Source organism: Tessaracoccus sp. ZS01 (genome assembly GCF_022342445.1).
Classification (GTDB): domain Bacteria; phylum Actinomycetota; class Actinomycetes; order Propionibacteriales; family Propionibacteriaceae; genus Arachnia.
In genome coordinates this window covers 136,331-152,299 of record NZ_PQFE01000003.1, presented here as the reverse complement: position 1 = coordinate 152,299, position 15,969 = coordinate 136,331, and the positions used below count along the sequence as shown (strand labels likewise).

Annotated in this window: 11 protein-coding genes; 6 read left to right on the top strand and 5 right to left on the bottom strand. The window is 69.1% G+C overall.

From position 1 onward, the window contains the following. Positions 1–197 precede the first annotated feature (197 nt). The 4 genes from gndA (at position 198) to C3E87_RS05895 (ending at position 8,167) form a co-directional block, all read left to right on the top strand. Complete coding sequence (gene gndA / locus C3E87_RS05910; protein ID WP_076060537.1) at positions 198–1,640, top strand: NADP-dependent phosphogluconate dehydrogenase; 1,443 nt, start codon at positions 198–200, stop codon at positions 1,638–1,640. Continuing rightward, the gene (locus C3E87_RS05905; protein WP_076060534.1) at positions 1,640–6,205 is read left to right on the top strand and encodes a DEAD/DEAH box helicase; all 4,566 of its coding nucleotides are present in this window, start codon (positions 1,640–1,642) and stop codon (positions 6,203–6,205) included. Before gndA ends, C3E87_RS05905 begins: the two co-directional genes overlap by 1 nt. Continuing rightward, complete coding sequence (locus C3E87_RS05900) at positions 6,198–7,028, top strand: DNA-formamidopyrimidine glycosylase family protein (RefSeq protein WP_076060532.1); 831 nt, start codon at positions 6,198–6,200, stop codon at positions 7,026–7,028. Before C3E87_RS05905 ends, C3E87_RS05900 begins: the two co-directional genes overlap by 8 nt. Positions 7,029–7,144: 116 nt before the next feature. Then, positions 7,145–8,167: a LacI family DNA-binding transcriptional regulator gene (locus C3E87_RS05895; protein ID WP_076060530.1), complete on the top strand. Its 1,023-nt coding sequence runs from the start codon at positions 7,145–7,147 to the stop codon at positions 8,165–8,167. On the opposite strand, the gene C3E87_RS05890 is transcribed toward C3E87_RS05895, so the two are convergent. Genes C3E87_RS05890 through C3E87_RS05870 form a run of 5 tightly spaced genes read right to left on the bottom strand, consistent with a single transcriptional unit; the run spans position 8,110 to position 13,201 of the window. Then, a complete protein-coding gene (locus C3E87_RS05890; protein WP_143570916.1) occupies positions 8,110–8,787 on the bottom strand; it encodes a YesL family protein in 678 nt (225 codons plus the stop codon). The genes C3E87_RS05895 and C3E87_RS05890 overlap by 58 nt on opposite strands. Then, a complete protein-coding gene (locus tag C3E87_RS05885; RefSeq protein WP_076060525.1) occupies positions 8,784–10,016 on the bottom strand; it encodes an arabinan endo-1,5-alpha-L-arabinosidase in 1,233 nt (410 codons plus the stop codon). Before C3E87_RS05885 ends, C3E87_RS05890 begins: the two co-directional genes overlap by 4 nt. A 1-nt stretch (position 10,017) precedes the next feature. Beyond that, positions 10,018–10,866, bottom strand: a complete 849-nt coding sequence (locus C3E87_RS05880; protein WP_076060522.1) for a carbohydrate ABC transporter permease — start codon at positions 10,864–10,866, stop codon at positions 10,018–10,020. Position 10,867: 1 nt separating this feature from the next. Beyond that, positions 10,868–11,797: a carbohydrate ABC transporter permease gene (locus tag C3E87_RS05875; RefSeq protein ID WP_076060520.1), complete on the bottom strand. Its 930-nt coding sequence runs from the start codon at positions 11,795–11,797 to the stop codon at positions 10,868–10,870. 60 nt (positions 11,798–11,857) lie between these two features. Continuing rightward, positions 11,858–13,201, bottom strand: coding sequence for a sugar ABC transporter substrate-binding protein (locus C3E87_RS05870; RefSeq protein WP_076060517.1), 1,344 nt, complete (start codon positions 13,199–13,201; stop codon positions 11,858–11,860). 259 nt (positions 13,202–13,460) lie between these two features. Between C3E87_RS05870 and C3E87_RS05865 the strand changes: the two genes are divergently transcribed. Together C3E87_RS05865 and C3E87_RS05860 are read left to right on the top strand one after the other, a co-directional pair. Then, entirely contained in the window at positions 13,461–14,957 is a 1,497-nt protein-coding gene (locus C3E87_RS05865) for an alpha-N-arabinofuranosidase (RefSeq protein WP_076060515.1), read from the top strand. Then, the gene (locus C3E87_RS05860) at positions 14,954–15,961 is read left to right on the top strand and encodes an arabinan endo-1,5-alpha-L-arabinosidase (RefSeq protein ID WP_076060513.1); all 1,008 of its coding nucleotides are present in this window, start codon (positions 14,954–14,956) and stop codon (positions 15,959–15,961) included. Before C3E87_RS05865 ends, C3E87_RS05860 begins: the two co-directional genes overlap by 4 nt. The last annotated feature ends 8 nt before the right edge of the window (positions 15,962–15,969 follow it).

The window sequence follows — 15,969 nt, the reverse complement described above, 5'->3', positions numbered from 1 at the left end:
CGGTTAAGGTGAGCGATCCGTGATCAACCCGTGACCAAGTCCCTTGTGAGTGAGCGTGGGCAGTCGCAGGGTGACAGGAAATCATCTTGACGTCAAGAATTATCTGGAGTTCTTCGGAGCTGCGACCGCTCAGACGGGCTCCCCCTATTGGCCCCGCACCACTAGGCTCAAGGGGAACGAACGTGAGGAGAACTTCCATGAGCAATCTGGCAGCTGTCGGCGTCATCGGAATGGCGGTGATGGGCTCTAACCTGGCCCGGAACCTGGCACGCAACGGCCATCGTGTGGCCGTGTGGAACCGCACCCCCAACAAGACCAACGAACTGGTGGCCGAACACGGCCATGAGGGTGACTTCGTCCCCGCCGTCGAGCTGGCAGATTTCGTCGCCTCGATCGAGCGTCCCCGCCGCATGATCCTGATGATCAAAGCCGGCGCCCCCACGGATTCCACCATCGACCTGCTGGTCCCGCTGCTCGACCAGGGCGACATCGTCGTCGACGGCGGCAACGCCCACTTCGAGGACACCCGCAGGCGTGAGCTCAAGCTGCGCGACCTCGGCCTCCACTTCGTCGGCGCCGGCATCTCCGGTGGCGAGGTGGGCGCGCTCGAAGGCCCCTCGATCATGCCCGGCGGCTCCCCGGAGTCCTACGAAGCGCTCGGGCCCATCCTCGAATCCATCTCCGCCAAGGTCGACGGCGAACCCTGCTGCACCTACATCGGGCCGGATGGCGCGGGCCACTTCGTGAAGATGGTGCACAACGGCATCGAGTACGCCGACATGCAGTTCATCGGCGAGGCGTACGAACTCCTGAAGGCCGTGGGGTTCTCGCACGACGAGATGGCGGATGTGTTCGCCACCTGGAACACCGGCGACCTGGACTCCTATCTCATCGAGATCACCGCCGAGGTCCTCCGCAAGAAGGATCCCCGCACCGGCCGCCCCCTCGTCGAGGTGATCGTCGACGCCGCCGGCATGAAGGGCACCGGCACCTGGACGGTGCAGTCGGCCCTCAACCTGGGCACCCCGGTCAACACCATCGCCGAGTCCGTCTTCGCCCGCGCGATCTCGTCGGCCCCCGAACTGCGCCAGGCGGCGCAGGCCGCGTTGCAGGGTCCCGACGCGAAGATCCAGGTGGCGGACCGCGAGGCGTTCGTCGAGCAGATCCGCCAGGCGCTGTGGGCCTCCAAGGTGGTCGCCTACGCGCAGGGTCTCGACGAGATCCGCATGGCCGGGGCCGAATACGGCTGGGACATCAACGTCGGCGAGGTGGCCAAGATCTGGCGCGCCGGCTGCATCATCCGTGCGAAGCTGCTCGAGCGCATCCGCTCGGAGTACGCGGACAGGAAGCTCGCCACGCTGCTCGAGGCGCCGTCCGTGGCTGAGGGCCTGGCCAGCTCGCAGGACGCGTGGCGCGAGGTGGTGTCGGTGGCAGTCAAGGCCGGCGTCCCCGTTCCCGGCTTCGCGGCAGCCCTGGCGCACTACGACCAGGCGCGCGCACCCCGTCTCAACGCGGCTCTCACCCAGGGTCTGCGCGACTACTTCGGTGCCCACACCTACCGCCGCATCGATGCCGAGGGCGCCTTCCACATCAACTGGAGCACCGACGGCACCGAGGAGCCCGCGGACACCGCTGGCTGATGACCACACCTGACCCGCTGGCGAACTTCTCCGCTCCCACGCGCGAGTGGTTCGCCAGCGTGTTTTCGGCCCCCACTGCAGTCCAGGCCGAGGCCTGGACGGCGATCGCGCGGGGCGAGCATGCGCTCGTCGTCGCGCCCACCGGCTCCGGCAAGACGCTGTCGGCCTTTCTCTCCGCCATCGACGGCCTGGCGACGCGGCCCGAGAGGCTCCCGACGGCCGGGACCAGCGTCGTGTACGTCTCGCCGCTCAAGGCGCTGGGCGTCGACATTGAACGCAACCTGCGCGCGCCACTCACCGGCACCCGATTGGCCGCTGAGCGCCTCGGCGTCCCGTGGAGCGAGGTGTCGGTGGGCGTGCGCTCCGGCGACACACCGCAGCGGGAGCGCGCCGCCCTCATCCGGCGGCCGCCCGACATCCTGATCACCACGCCCGAGTCGCTGTACCTGATGCTGACGAGTTCGGCCCGGCGCACGCTGACCTCCGTCGAGACCGTGATCGTGGACGAGATCCACGCCGTCGCGGGGACGAAGCGTGGCTCACACCTGGCCCTGTCCCTCGAACGGCTGGACATGCTGGTGGGACGCGACGTCCAACGCGTGGCGTTGTCGGCGACCGTGCGCCCCATCGAGCAGGTCGCCTCGTTCCTCGGCGGCGACAGGGCCGTCACGGTGGTGGCCCCGCCCGCCCACAAGTCGTGGGACGTGACCGTGCGCACCGCGGTGGAGGACCTCACCGACATCCCGGATCCCGACGCAGGCGACGGCACCGCAGGCGACCTGTTGGACCTGCTGCGCGGCGGCCCGGCCACGAACGGCTCGATCTGGCCGCATGTGGAGCGGGAACTCTACGACGCCGTCAAACAGGGCCGCTCCACCCTGATCTTCACCAACGGCCGCCGCTCGGCCGAGCGCATCACCGGCCGGCTCAACGAGATGTGGGCCGAGGAGAACGACCCCGACACGCTCCCGCCCATCCCTGCGCGCCCGCCCGCCCAGGTGATGGCACCCGTGGACACGGTCAGGGGCGCGCCGCTGGTCATCGCGCGCGCCCACCACGGCTCGGTCAGCAAGGAGCAGCGCGCCGAGATCGAGGGCGCGCTGAAATCCGGCGAACTCAAGTGCGTCGTGGCCACCAGTTCGCTCGAACTCGGCATCGACATGGGGGCGGTGGACCGGGTCCTCCAGGTCGCCTCTCCCCCGTCGGTCGCCAGCGCCCTGCAGCGCATCGGGCGCGCGGGGCACGTGGTGGGAGCCACGTCCGTGGGCCAGGTCTTCCCGTTGCACAGGGGCGACCTCGCCTCGGCCGTCGTCACGACGGAGCGGATGCTGGCCGGCGACATCGAGGAGCTCCACATTCCCCAGCACCCGCTGGATGTGCTGGCCCAGCAGACGGTCGCCGCAACGGCCGCAGAGGGCGACGAGGGGCTGGACGTCGACGGGTGGTTCACCGCCGTCACGCGCTCGCGGCCCTACTCGGATCTGGACCGGTCGCTGCTCGATTCCGTGGTGGAACTGCTCACGGGCGCCTACCCCTCAGCCGACTTCGGCAACCTGCGCGCCAGGCTGGCGATGGGCGAGGACAACCGGCTCTACCCCAGGCCGGGCGCGCTGCGGGTGGCCGCCACCTCGGGCGGCACCATCCCGGACCGGGGGATGTTCGGCGTATTCCTCGCCGGCGAGGAGGCCGGTGCCCGGCGGGTGGGTGAACTCGACGAGGAGATGGTCCACGAATCACGGGTGGGCGACGTCTTCACGCTGGGCGCGTCGTCCTGGCGCGTGGAGGAGATCACGCGCGACCGGGTGCTCGTCACGCCGGCCCCGGGCAACACCGGCCGCTTGCCGTTCTGGCGCGGCGAGGATGAGGGGCGGCCCGCGGAGCTGGGCAGGAACATCGGCCGCCTCCAGCGGGAGGCCTCGCGCAATCCGGAGCGGCTGGACCGCCCCTTCCTGGACAGGAACACCCGCCGCAACCTGGAGCGCTACCTGGCTGAGCAGCGCACGGCGACGGGGTCGGTGCCGGACGAGCACACCGTCGTGCTGGAGCGGTTCCGCGACGAGCTGGGCGACTGGCGCGTGGTCATCCACTCGCCGCTGGGCCGACGGGTGCTGGGCGCGTGGTCGCTGATCATCGCGGACGCGCTGTCGCGGGAGGTCAGCATCGACGTGGTGCCCGTGGCCGGCGACGACGGCATCGTGCTGCGCCTCCCTGATTCCGATCTGGTCGAGCGCCTCCCCGAACTCCTCCTGACCGACCCCGACGACGTGGGCCGCATCGTCGTCGAGCAGGTGGGCGGCACGGCCCTGTTCGCAGCGCGCTTCCGCGAGTGCGCCGCCCGGGCGCTGCTCCTCCCCCGGCCCAACCCGGGCCGGCGCGCGCCGCTCTGGCAGCAACGGCAGCGTTCGGCCCAACTCCTGGAGGTGGCCAGGCACCACCCGAGGTTCCCCATCATCATCGAGACGGTGCGCGAGGTCACGCAGGACGCCTACGACCTGCCCGGTCTCGTCGAGCTCATGCGCGGGCTGCGCTCCGGCGCGGTGCGGCTCGTGGAGGTGGTCACCGATCAACCCAGCCCGTTCGCGGCCACGCTCCTGTTCCGCTATCCCGGGGCCTTCATCTACGACGGCGACGCGCCGCTCGCGGAGCGCCGCGCCGCGCTGCTCGCCATGGACCCGGAACTCCTCGCCGCCGCGCTCGGAACGCTGGACCTGCGCGAGGTGCTCGACCCGGACGTCGTGGCCGAGGTGGTCGCCGAGCTGCAGCGCACCGCGTCGAACCGACGGGCGGGCCACGACGACGCGGTGGCCGCGCTGCCGCGGGAACTGGGGCCGGTTCCCCTCGTCGAGCTCGAGGGGAAGGTGTCGCCTGAGTGGTGGGCCGCCTCCGTCGCCACCGTGGCGGAGCGGCTCAGCGAGGTGGTGGTGCTCAATCTGGCAGGGCGCCCGCACCTGGTGGCGGTCTCGGATCTGGCCCTGCTGCGCGACGCGCTCGGGATCCCGGTACCCGCCGGGTACGCCGCGCCTCAGGTGGAGGGCCGCGACCCGCTGACCCAGCTCATCGCCCGCTACGCCCGCACCCACGGTCCTTTCAGTGCGCAGGAGGTGGCCGACGCGTTCGGGCTGGGGGTGGCCACCGTCGGGTTGGTGCTGGAGCGGGAGCGGGTGGCAAAGCGCCTGGTGGCCGGGCGGTTCACCGCCACGGAGCCCCAATTCGTGGACCCGGAGGTGCTCCGCCGGCTGCGTAGCCGCTCGCTCTACAAGGCGCGATCGGAGCTGCAGCCCGTCTCGCAGGAGGGCTTCGCCCGCTTCTTGGCGGCATCACACCACGTCGACGACAGGCCTGTGTCCAGCCCCGACGAGGTGCTGCTCGCCCTGCAACGGCTCGCCGGAGCCGCGCTCCCCGCCAGCGCCTGGGAAACCCACGTGCTGCCCGCCCGTCTGGCGGGCTACCAGGCAGCGCACCTCGACGCGCTGCTCGCCGAGGGCGAGGTGGTGGTCCGTCTGCGTGGCTCCGCAGGGCCGAACGACCCGCTGGTGGCGTTGGTCCCGGCGGACGACCTCGACCTGCTCGGGCCACCGGACCAGCCGCCGTCGGAGGAGGCGCTCGCCGTGGCCGCCCGGCTCGCGGAGGGTGACGGTACGTTCGCGTCGATCCACGGCTCTGAGTCCGCTGTGGAACTCGCGGACGCACTCTGGCACGCGGCGGAGGAGGGCGCGATCGCCCCGGCGTCGATGGCTCCCGTGCGGGCCCGTATCGGCGGCGCCGCCCGGGGAGCGCACAAGGCCAGCCGCCCCTCGCCCCGACGGCGTGCCCGACTCCCCCGCCCGTCTCGCGCGCTGTTGAGCGGGCAGGGATCGCTGACCCCACCGCAGGTCTCGGGCCGGTGGTACCGGGTGCGGGACACCCAGCCCACCCCTGCCGAGGCGGCCTTGGCGTTGGCGTCCTCGTGGCTCGAGCGCTTCGGCGTGATCACGCGCGGTGGGGTGACGGCTGACGGCACGCCCGGCGGTTTCGCCGCCGCCTATCGGCTGCTGTCCAAGCTGGAGGAAGCCGGCAAGATGCTGCGCGGCTACCTCGTGGAAGGCCTGGGCGGCGCGCAGTTCAGCACGCCTGACCTCATCGAGCAGCTTCGCTCGCACGAGAATCGGGGCCCGGCCGTTCCCGAAGGGCTGGCGGTCGAGGGGCCCCGCAGCCTCCAGGTCCTGGCGGCCCTCGACCCGGCCAACCCGTACGGCTCGATCCTCCCTTGGCCCGCGCACCCGACGGCCCACCCTTCGCGCGCGGCCGGCGCCCTCGTCGTGCTGGCCGACGGCGTCTGCCTCGCCCACCTCACCCGCGGGGGCCGCATCCTCACCCTCTTCGGCGGCTCCGAGCACCGCGAACGCCACGCCACCCTGGTCATCCACGCCCTCGTGCGCGCCGTGGGTGAGGGAAGGATGGGCAGGCTCCGCATCGAAGAGGTCGACGGCGAACGGGTGGGTTCGTCGAGCCTCGAGGCCACGCTGCTGGCCGCCGGTGCACGGCTCACGCCGAAGGGCATCACGGTGGAGGCGCCCCGTGCCTGAGGGCGACACCGTCTGGCAACTGTCGCAGCGGCTCCAGCCCCTCGTCGGGCGGACGATCGAGCACAGCGACTTCCGCGTGCCCGCGCTCGCGACTCAGTCCTTGGTGGGCACCACGATCGACCGCATCTGGCCCTACGGCAAGCACCTCTACTGGCAGTGCGCGGACCGCATCCTGCACACGCACCTCCGCATGGACGGCACCTGGCGCATCCATGCGGTCGGGGCGAAATGGTCGGCGCCCGCCCATACCGCCCGCCTGGTGATCCGGGTCGACGGCGGGGTCGAGCTGGTGGGGCATTGGCTCGGCGTGGTCGAGCTCTGGCCCGCGAGGGAGTACGACCGACGCACCGCGCACCTCGGCCCTGACGTGCTCGCCGACGACTGGCACTCCCCCGGCCGCTGGGAGCCCACGGGGCGCGACGAGGCGGTCCGCCGGGTGTCGTCCCGCCCCGAGCGGACCATCGGCGAGGCGCTGCTGGACCAACGCAACCTGGCGGGCCTCGGCAACGAGTACCGCGTCGAAGTCTGCTTCCTGCAGGGCCTCCACCCGACGACATCGGTGGCCCTGTGCGACGTCCCCGCCGTCATCGACCTGGCCGCGAAACTGATGCGCGGGAACCTCACGAACCCCGTCCGGACGTTCACCGGGATCCACCGGCGAGGAGAGAACACGTTCGTGTTCGGGCGCCGGCACCGCCCGTGTCGCCGATGCGGCACACTGATCGAGGCCTCGGAACTGGGCGGCGGCAGGTCCGTCGCCGACGCCGACGTGGACCAGCAGCGTGTCATCTGGTGGTGCCCCACCTGCCAGCCCGCGCCATAGCGGGGCCATCGCTTTCCTATCGATGGAATGCGTGTGGAACAATGAAGTTGCGCTGAATTCATCCGCTCCTCCAGAGCAGAATCACCGCGGGGAAAGGACTCGAAGTGGCCGCTACGATGCAGGATGTTGCGAAGCTTGCCGGCGTTTCGGTCAAGACCGTTTCCAACGTCGTCAATGAATTCCCACATGTGCGTCCGGAGACCCGCAAGCGGGTTGAGAATGCCATCGAAAAGCTCGGCTATGAGGTGAACTTCACCGCCCGGAACCTCCGTCGGGGACGGACGGGCCTCATTGGGCTGGCACTGCCCGAATTGAAGCTCCCCTACTTCGCGGAACTCGCTGATTCCGTCATCGTGGAAGCTGAGAAGGCAGGCCTGCGCGTGCTGATCGAGCAGACCAACTCGGATCGGAACCGCGAGATCGACGTCCTGCATGGGCCGCTCCGCACCATGACCGACGGCACCATCTTCTCGCCGCTGGCCCTCGGGCCGGAGGACATCAGGCTGTTCACCGTCGACTTCCCACTCGTCCTGTTGGGCGAGCGCGTCTTCGGTTCCCCGAACGACCACATCACGATGAGCAACGTGGAGGCCGCCGCCGCGGCCACCCGGCACCTCATCGAGCAGGGCCGGACCCGCATCGCCGTCGTCGGGGCGCACCCCGGCGAGGTGGTCGGGTCCGCAGCACTGCGTGAGCGCGGGTTCCGCCGGGCCATGGACGAGGCCGGGTTGCCCGTCCGGGAGGAACTGATCCGGCCCACGGGGCTGTGGCACCGCAACACCGGAGCGGAGGCGACCGATGAACTCATCGAGTCCGGCGCGGAGTTCGACGGCGTCGTCGCCCTGAACGACACGCTCGCGCTGGGCGTGCTCCACTCCCTGCATTCACACCGGATCGACGTGCCCAGCCAGGTGGCGGTCATCGGCTTCGACGACATCGAGGATGCCGCCTTCACGCGCCCCACCCTCAGCACCGTGTCTCCGGGACGCCAGCAGATCGCCCGGGTGGCGGTGGCGATGTTGGAGGACCGCGTCCGTGAGGCAGCCACTCCCCTGAAGGACCGGCTGCCCGTGCGCCACCTCTATGCAGACTTCACCATCGTCGAGCGCGAGTCCTCCGGGGCGAAGACCCCGGTCTGATCCAGGCGCCGGCGCATCAACCACGCGGTGAGCAGCGCCAACAACCCCGGCACGGCCAGTGGGACCAGGACCGGGAAGCGCCAGGCGATGACGGCCAGGCCTGCGGCGCTGACCGCCCAGGCAGCCGCCGTCGCCGGCGACACGAGGCAGACGCCCAGCGCGGCACGCCACAGCGTGAGCACGGGGACGCGACGCCCGCGCTCGTCGGCCAGCATGGCCACGACGTAAGCCAGCCCCAGCGACAGGCACGCGGCGACGCACACCGTGACCACGGACATCGGGGCCATCCACGGCTCATCGCCGCGGCTCAGCACCCAGCCGTTGAAGCTCAGGACGACGAGGGCAAGCGTCGCCGGCCAGCCGACCACGGTGCTGCGGACCAGGGTGGCGCGCCAGGCGCGGACGAAGTCACCGAGCGGACGGGTGCTGGCGTCGTCGGTGCCCAGCCTGCCGAGAACCGACACGGCGGCCACGCTGGCGGGCAGGTGGCCGAACAGGATCAGGCCGAGCAGGGTCGCCACCCACCAGGCGAGGCTGACCTCCACCACCTGGGTGCCGGTGCCGAGCCAGCGCATGGCTGTCTCCGCCCACCCGCCGCCCGTGCGAGGCGACCGCTTCACGCCTTGATGCCCCACACCGTCACTCCCTGCTCGTCGATTCCCGCGAACGCGAGTTCCCCGTCATGGGCGAAGCACACCGCGTCGACGACCTGCCCCGCCAGCGACACGCTCCCGCGGCCCGCCGTGGCGAGTGCCGCCAGATCTGCACCGCTGAGCTCCACCCGCGTGGGGCGCACGGGAATGGGGGCCGACGCCTCCAGCCGGTAGACGAGCCAGTGGCCCGCCCACACGGCGCCCTCGGGCACGTCGTGCCCGGGTGCAGGCAGCGGGTTGGCCACCGGCCAGCCGCCGGCGGTCCACTTCAGCGCCCGGAGGTGCGCCGTGTGGCGGGTCGGGTCAGCGCCGTCGCGGACGTGGTGCACGAGGACCAGCCCCGAGGGCGTCACCAAGTGCGAACTGTGCCCGGGCGCGGCCCAGATGGTGCCGTCCGGCGCTTCGTAGCTCGTCAGGATCAGGGTCCCTACCTGAGCAGGCGGCTCCGAGTCGTCGATGAGGCCGGCTCCGGTGGCGTCCACGTACGGGCCGGCGATCGAATCCGAGGCGGCGACGCGAACGTTGTAGGTGTCGAAGAGCGAGTCGAACGAGCAGACCAGGAAGTACCGCCCCCGTGCGGCGATGATGTGGCCGCCCTCGACGGCGCCGTTGATCGACGCGGCCCGGTGCACGACGGGCTCCCCCAGATCACCGGGTTCCAGCGGGAACCCCGCTTCGTCCAGCGGGAGGATCCGCAGGCCACCGAAGAACGAGCCGTACAGCAGCCAGTCGTTGCCGTCGGCATCGGTGGTCACTGCGGCGTCGATGGCGTTGACATCGTCGGCGTCGTGCCGCGTCGACACGACGATGGCCCGGTGTTCCCAGGGACCGGCGGCATCAGGGGCCGTTGCCAACGAAATCGCCGAGGTACGGGAGCCGAAGGAACTGGCCGAGTAGTACATGCGGTACTCCTCGCCCCGCCGGATGACCTCCGGGGCCCAGATGCCGTGGGCACCCGACCACTCGGCGGCGGGACCGGGCACCCCGCTGAAGGCGTGCCCGAACCAGGTCCAGGTCTCCAGATCCCAGGATTGCCGGATCTGGACGCCGGCACCGGGAGAGCCGGCCACGGCGGTGTCCGTGGACATCATCAGCCACCGGCCGTCCCGGGCCCGGACGACGGTGGGGTCATGGGCGCCCCAGAGACCGGGATCGGTGTGGGAGACGGCCTTCACAGCCAGGTAGTCGGGTCCCATGTCAGCCCTTCGTCCCGGTGAGTGCGACGGATTCGATGATCTGCTTCTGGAAGGCGACGAAGATCACGAAAACCGGCACGAGTGCGATCACCGAAGCGGCCATGATCAACGGATAGTCGGTCTGAATGGCGTAATTGGCATTGAAGTTGGCAATGACCACCTGAAGCGTCTGTTTCTCCGGGCTGTTGAGGTAGATGATCGGCGCCAGATAGTCATTCCACACCGCCATGAACCAGAGGATGAATTGCGCGGCGATAGCGGGCCGAATAAGAGGCAGCACTATGGAGCCGAAGATCCGCAGATAACCGGCGCCGTCAATCTTGGCGGCCTCTATGAGGGAATCCGGCACGCTGTGCAGGTATTGGCGGAGGAAGAAGATCATCATGATGTTGCCGAACAGGCCCGGAACGATCAGCGGCAGCAGGGTGTCGATCCAACCCAGCTTCGAGAACATCACGAACTGGGGAATCATCAGGGTGGGGAACGGGATCATGATGCCGGCGAGCATGAACAGGAAGATCGCGTTCTTGCCGGGGAGGCGGAGCTTGCTGAAGGCGAACGCCGCCAGCGTCGAGGTGATCGAGCCCACGATGGTCACCGTCAGCGACACGATCAGCGAGTTCTTGATGCCACTGGCCAACGGGCCCGCATCCCACACCCGCAGGTAGTTCTGCCATTGCGGCAGTGGCGGGATCCACTCCGGAGGGAGGGAGAAGACGCCGTCCTGGGTCTTCAGCGAGGTCGACACCATCCACAGCAGCGGAGCCACCATCACGATGCCGCCGATCAGTAGCAGTACCGCGACGATGATGTTGCCGGTGCGATAGCGGGTCTTGGCTGTCGACGCCATGTCACTCAGCTCCTTCGTGGCCGTGCCTGGCGTTGAACCAGAACTGCAGGGCCGTGATGATGAAGACGAGCAGGCCGAGGAGGACCGCCATCGCCGACGCGTAGCCCATCTGCAGGTTGGCGAAAGCCTTCTGCCAGATGTACCAGACGATCGACGCCGACGAATATTCCGGGCCGCCCGTGGGGGTCATGATGTTGATCTCGGTGAAGATCTGGGAGCCGCCGATGACGCCGGTGACAACCAGGAAGAAGGTCACGGGCTGGACCATGGGCAGCGTGATGTGCCAGAACCTGCGGAAGGAACCGGCGCCGTCGAGTTCAGCCGCCTCCATCAGCGAGGCCGGCACGCTCTGCAGCGCTGCGAGGTAGAGCAGCATCGAGTAGCCGAGGCCCTTCCACACGGCCATGATGATGAGGGCAGGCTTGACGGTGGCGGTGTTCTGCAGCCAGTTGGGGCCGTCGATGCCGACGAGCTCCAACACCTGGTTGACGAGGCCGAAGTCACCGTTGTAGGCCCATTGCCACAGGATCGAGACGGCCGCGAGCGAGCTGACCACGGGCACGTAGTAGATCGAGCGGAACAGCGCCCGGCCGGGCATGCGCCGGTTCATGGCCAGCGCGAGGGTCAGGGCCAGCACCAGGCCGATCGGGATGCCGATCATGTAGAAGAAGGTGTTGCCCAGCGACGTGAGGAAGTAGGGGTCGTTGAAGGCGGTGATGTAGTTCTGGAGGCCGACAGGCTGGGGGTCGCTGAGCATGTTCCAGTTCGTGAACGACGCGTACACCGCGTACAGGAACGGCCCGATGGCGAACACCAGGAAGCCGAGCAGCGGCAGGGCGATGAAGGCCGCGGCGACCCAGTGCTCCCGTCGGTACAGATGGGTCTTTCGCGTGCCGGCCTTGTGGCCGGCGACGTTGACGCTGGTGTGCACAGTGCTCTCCCGTCATGGGGGTGGGACGGGGCAGGAGCCCCGCCCCACCGTCGAAGGTGATCAGATACCGGCGGCCTGGTTGGCGGCGTCGAGCTTCTGCTGCATGCGCGGCTGGACGTCCTTGCAGTAGTCCGCCGCGCTGATCTTCCCGTCGAGCACCGGCTGGATGCCCACCCAGAACTCGTCGTACCACTCGCCGGACCAGGTGGTGGCGGCGGGCAGGGCGCGGCCGTACTCCTCGGCGATCTGGACGAACTCGATCTTGTTCTCGGGCATGCCCTCGGACTCGGCGTATTCGCCGTGAGCCATGTCCACCAGGTTGGGGATCTGGACGCCGGCCTTGTACAGCTGGCGCTGGGTCTCCTCGTTGGCGGAGAGGAACATCGCCAGTTGGGCCGCGAGCTCGGAGTTCTTCGTCTTCGACGACACCGCGATGCCGAGCGAACCCACCCAGGTGGCGGTCTTGCCGGTGGAACCCACCGGGTAGGGGATGAGATCCCAGTCGAAGGGCAGCTTCGCGTAGGTGGAGACGTCCCAGGGGCCGACGGGGAAGAACCCGATCTGGCCGCGCATCCACCGCTGGTAGGTGTCCATGGTCTGGGCCTGCTCGACCGACGGCGTGGACTTGTCGACCAGCTGGATGTCGGCGAAATCCTGGAAGGCTTCGGCGAACTCGGGGGTGTCGACGGTGACCTTCCGGCGGTCAGCATCGGCCCAGTCGCCGCCGTTGGACCACACCCACGCCTGGAGGTTCCAGGTGACGTTGAGGCCGGTGCCCCACTGTTCGCCCGTGGTCAGTTGCTTGGCGACGTCGCGGAACTCGGCCCAGGTGTAGGGGGTGTCCTTGTCGGGCAGCGCGATGCCGGCCTTCTCGAACATCGTCTTGTTGTAGCCGAAGGAGAAGGGACCGATGTCCTTGGGCAGCCCGTAGAGGGCACCCTCGCCCACCTTGGACCCGTCGAAGCGGTAGGAGTCCACGCCGTACTTCCAGACCTTGTCCACCTCGATGCCGGCGGTCTCGATGTCGGCGGTGATGTCCTTGACGACGCCGTTCTTCGCGAACGCCATCACGGCGCCCTGTTCGAGGTAGAAGACGTCCGGCGTCTGGTTGCCGGTGATGGCGGCCTGCAGCTTGGTGCGGTACGAGTCGGCGTCGGTCACGATGACCTTCACCTTGGCGCCCGTCTCGTCTTCGAAGGCCTTGATGGCCTGGTCGTATGCCTTGCGCTCGTCCTCACCGCCACGGAACATGTAGGTGAGCTCGACGCCGGAGCCGGAGCTCCCGCCGTTGCCGCCTGAGCCGGAAGCCGAGTCGTCGCTGCCTCCGCAGGCGGCGAGCGTGGGGGCTGCGAGGGCTGCACTGGCGCCGAGAAGGAAGTTGCGGCGGTTGAAGTTGCCAAACATTTCTGGCCCTTTCGTCTCTTTTGGGGGCCGGGACCCACGCACCCTCGGTCGTTGAGAGGCGTCACGTTCCCACCCTGGAACTGGTAGCCAGGAAACTACACTTACATCGATGTACACGCAACCGCCGTTATCGAATCGTGACCTTTTGAGGACTCTCCACGCTTAGAAACGACAGTTGCGGCCAGGCCTTGACCTTCCACCGCGCCAGATGACATGCTGGATTTCTATCGATGTACAGTTTCAGCAAAGGGGCTCAGGCATGCATCATGCCCATGTCGTCATCAATCCAGCGTTCCGGGTCGGCCCGGTACGCCGACGGACATTCGGCTCGTTCGTCGAGCACCTCGGACGATGCGTCTACACCGGCATCTACGAGCCGGGGCACCCGACGGCCGACGAGAACGGGTTCCGGGGCGACGTCCTCGACCTGGTGCGTGAGCTCGGGGTGTCCACCGTGCGCTACCCGGGCGGCAACTTCGTCTCCGGGTACCGCTGGGAGGACGGCGTGGGGCCCGTCGAGGAGCGGCCGCACCGGCTGGATCTCGCCTGGCACTCCTCGGACCCCAACACGTTCGGCACCGACGAATTCATGGCCTGGGCGCGGCTTGCCGGGATCGAGCCCATGATGGCGGTCAACCTCGGCACGCGTGGCACGCAAGAGGCCCTCGACCTGTTGGAGTACTGCAACGTGCCCGGCACGTCCCACTTCGCGGAGCAGCGTCGGGCCAACGGCGCTGACGAGCCGTACCGGGTCCGGATGTGGTGCCTCGGCAACGAGATGGACGGTCCCTGGCAGATCGGTCACAAGACCGCCGAGGAGTACGGCCGCATCGCCACCGAGACGGCCCGCGCCATGCGGATGATCGACCCCTCCCTCGAGCTGGTCGCGTGTGGCTCCTCGCAGCGCTCCATGCCGACCTTCGGTGAGTGGGAGCGCGTCGTCCTCACAGAGGCCTGGGACCACGTGGACATGATCTCCGCGCACGCCTACTACTGGGAGGGCGGGCACGGTCTCCAGGAGTTCCTCGTGTCCGCCGAAGACATGGACCGCTTCATCAGCCAGGTGGGCGCGACGATCGACGCCGTCGGCGCCGCCCGGAAGAGTGACAAGAAGATCGGCATCTCCTTCGACGAGTGGAACATCTGGTACCAGGACCGCACGCCGTCGAGGCCGCCCACCGGCGACGACTGGCCCGTGGCACCCCGACTGCTCGAGGACAACTACTCGGTGGCCGACGCCGTCGTCTTCGGGAACCTGCTCATCTCGCTGCTGCGCCACACCGACAGGGTGTGGTCGGCCAACCTGGCGCAGCTCGTCAACGTCATCGCGCCGGTGATGAGCGAGCCCGACGGCCCCGTCTGGAAGCAGACGACCTTCCACCCGTTCGCGCTCACCTCCAGGTACGCCCGGGGCGAAGTGCTCCGCGTCGTCATCGACTCCCCCACGATCGAGAGCCACGCGTTCGGCGCTGTTCCCGCGGTGGACGCCGTCGCGACGTGGGACGAGTCGGCCGGTGCGCTGTTCCTCGTCAACCGCTCCGAGAGCGAGACCATCGAGGTGGTGGTCGATGTCCCCGCCGGAGTGTCCCTGACCGAGGCCGTCACCCTGCACCACACCGACCCCCGGTGGCAGGCCGGCGTTGACGACGACACCACCGTGGCACCGCGCCCGAACGAGAGCGCCACGCTGACCGACGGCTCCCTGGAGATCTCGCTTCCGCCGATCTCCTGGACGATGGTGAGGTTCGCCGGATGACCGTCAGGTGGGTCGCGGGCGTGGTGGCTGCCCTCCTGGTGGCCGGCTGCCAGGCGGGCTCGCCCGTGGCGGAGGAACTCGACGTGTCTGGTGACCTCCGCACGCACGATCCGGGCCTCGTCGTCGGCACCGACGACCACCCGTGGCTCGTGTTCTCCACCGGCGACCCGCGCGTCGCCCAAGGCGCGATCCAGGTCCGCACCTCGACTGACGGGCGTGAATGGCGCTACGCCGGTGAGGCGTGGGGGCCCGACACCGCGCCCCAGTGGGCCGTCGAGGAGATCGCCGGCGTGGAGAACTTCTGGGCTCCAGAGGTGGTGCAGCACGAGGGCACCTGGTACCTCTACTACTCCGCCTCAACCTTCGGCTCCAACACATCGGCAATCGGCCTGATGACCAACGACGAGCTCGATGCCGAGGATCCGTCGGCGGGCTGGACCGACCGCGGCCAGGTGGTCTCGTCCGACGGCTCCAAGGACTACAACGCCATCGACCCGGCCGTGCTCGTCGACGAAGAGGACCGGGGCTGGATGGCGTTCGGGTCGTTCTGGGGCGGCATCCAGTTGGTGCCGCTGGATCTCCCCTCCGGCACGGTCGTGGAGGGAGCCGAACCCGTGACCATCGCCAGTCGCCAGACCGCCACCAACGCCATCGAGGCGCCGGCGCTTCTGTACCGCGACGGCTGGTACTACCTGTTCGTCTCGTTCGACTCATGCTGCCGGGGTACAGCCAGCACCTACAACATCAACGTCGGGCGCGCCAGGTCACCTGAGGGGCCCTACCTCGACGCGGAGGGGGTCGATCTCGCAGAGGGCGGCGGCACGCTGCTGCTCGAAACCGTCGACAAGCGCATCGGCCCCGGCGGCCAGTCCGTCTCGGGTGACCACATCGCCTACCACTACTACGACGCCGACCTCGGCGGCGACTTCCAGCTGGCCATCCGCACCTTCGGTTGGCGCGACGGCTGGCCGATCCTCCGGACCGAGTCCGAGACCACGAAGTAAGGAGACCC

Coding starts and splice junctions, on each gene's coding strand:
- C3E87_RS05860 (WP_076060513.1), top strand. CDS start 14,954: ATGACCGTCAGGTGGGTCGCGGGCGTGGTGGCTGCCCTCCTGGTGGCC.
- C3E87_RS05870 (WP_076060517.1), bottom strand. CDS start 13,201: ATGTTTGGCAACTTCAACCGCCGCAACTTCCTTCTCGGCGCCAGTGCA.
- C3E87_RS05880 (WP_076060522.1), bottom strand. CDS start 10,866: ATGGCGTCGACAGCCAAGACCCGCTATCGCACCGGCAACATCATCGTC.
- C3E87_RS05885 (WP_076060525.1), bottom strand. CDS start 10,016: ATGGGACCCGACTACCTGGCTGTGAAGGCCGTCTCCCACACCGATCCC.
- C3E87_RS05895 (WP_076060530.1), top strand. CDS start 7,145: ATGCAGGATGTTGCGAAGCTTGCCGGCGTTTCGGTCAAGACCGTTTCC.
- gndA (WP_076060537.1), top strand. CDS start 198: ATGAGCAATCTGGCAGCTGTCGGCGTCATCGGAATGGCGGTGATGGGC.
- C3E87_RS05865 (WP_076060515.1), top strand. CDS start 13,461: ATGCATCATGCCCATGTCGTCATCAATCCAGCGTTCCGGGTCGGCCCG.
- C3E87_RS05905 (WP_076060534.1), top strand. CDS start 1,640: ATGACCACACCTGACCCGCTGGCGAACTTCTCCGCTCCCACGCGCGAG.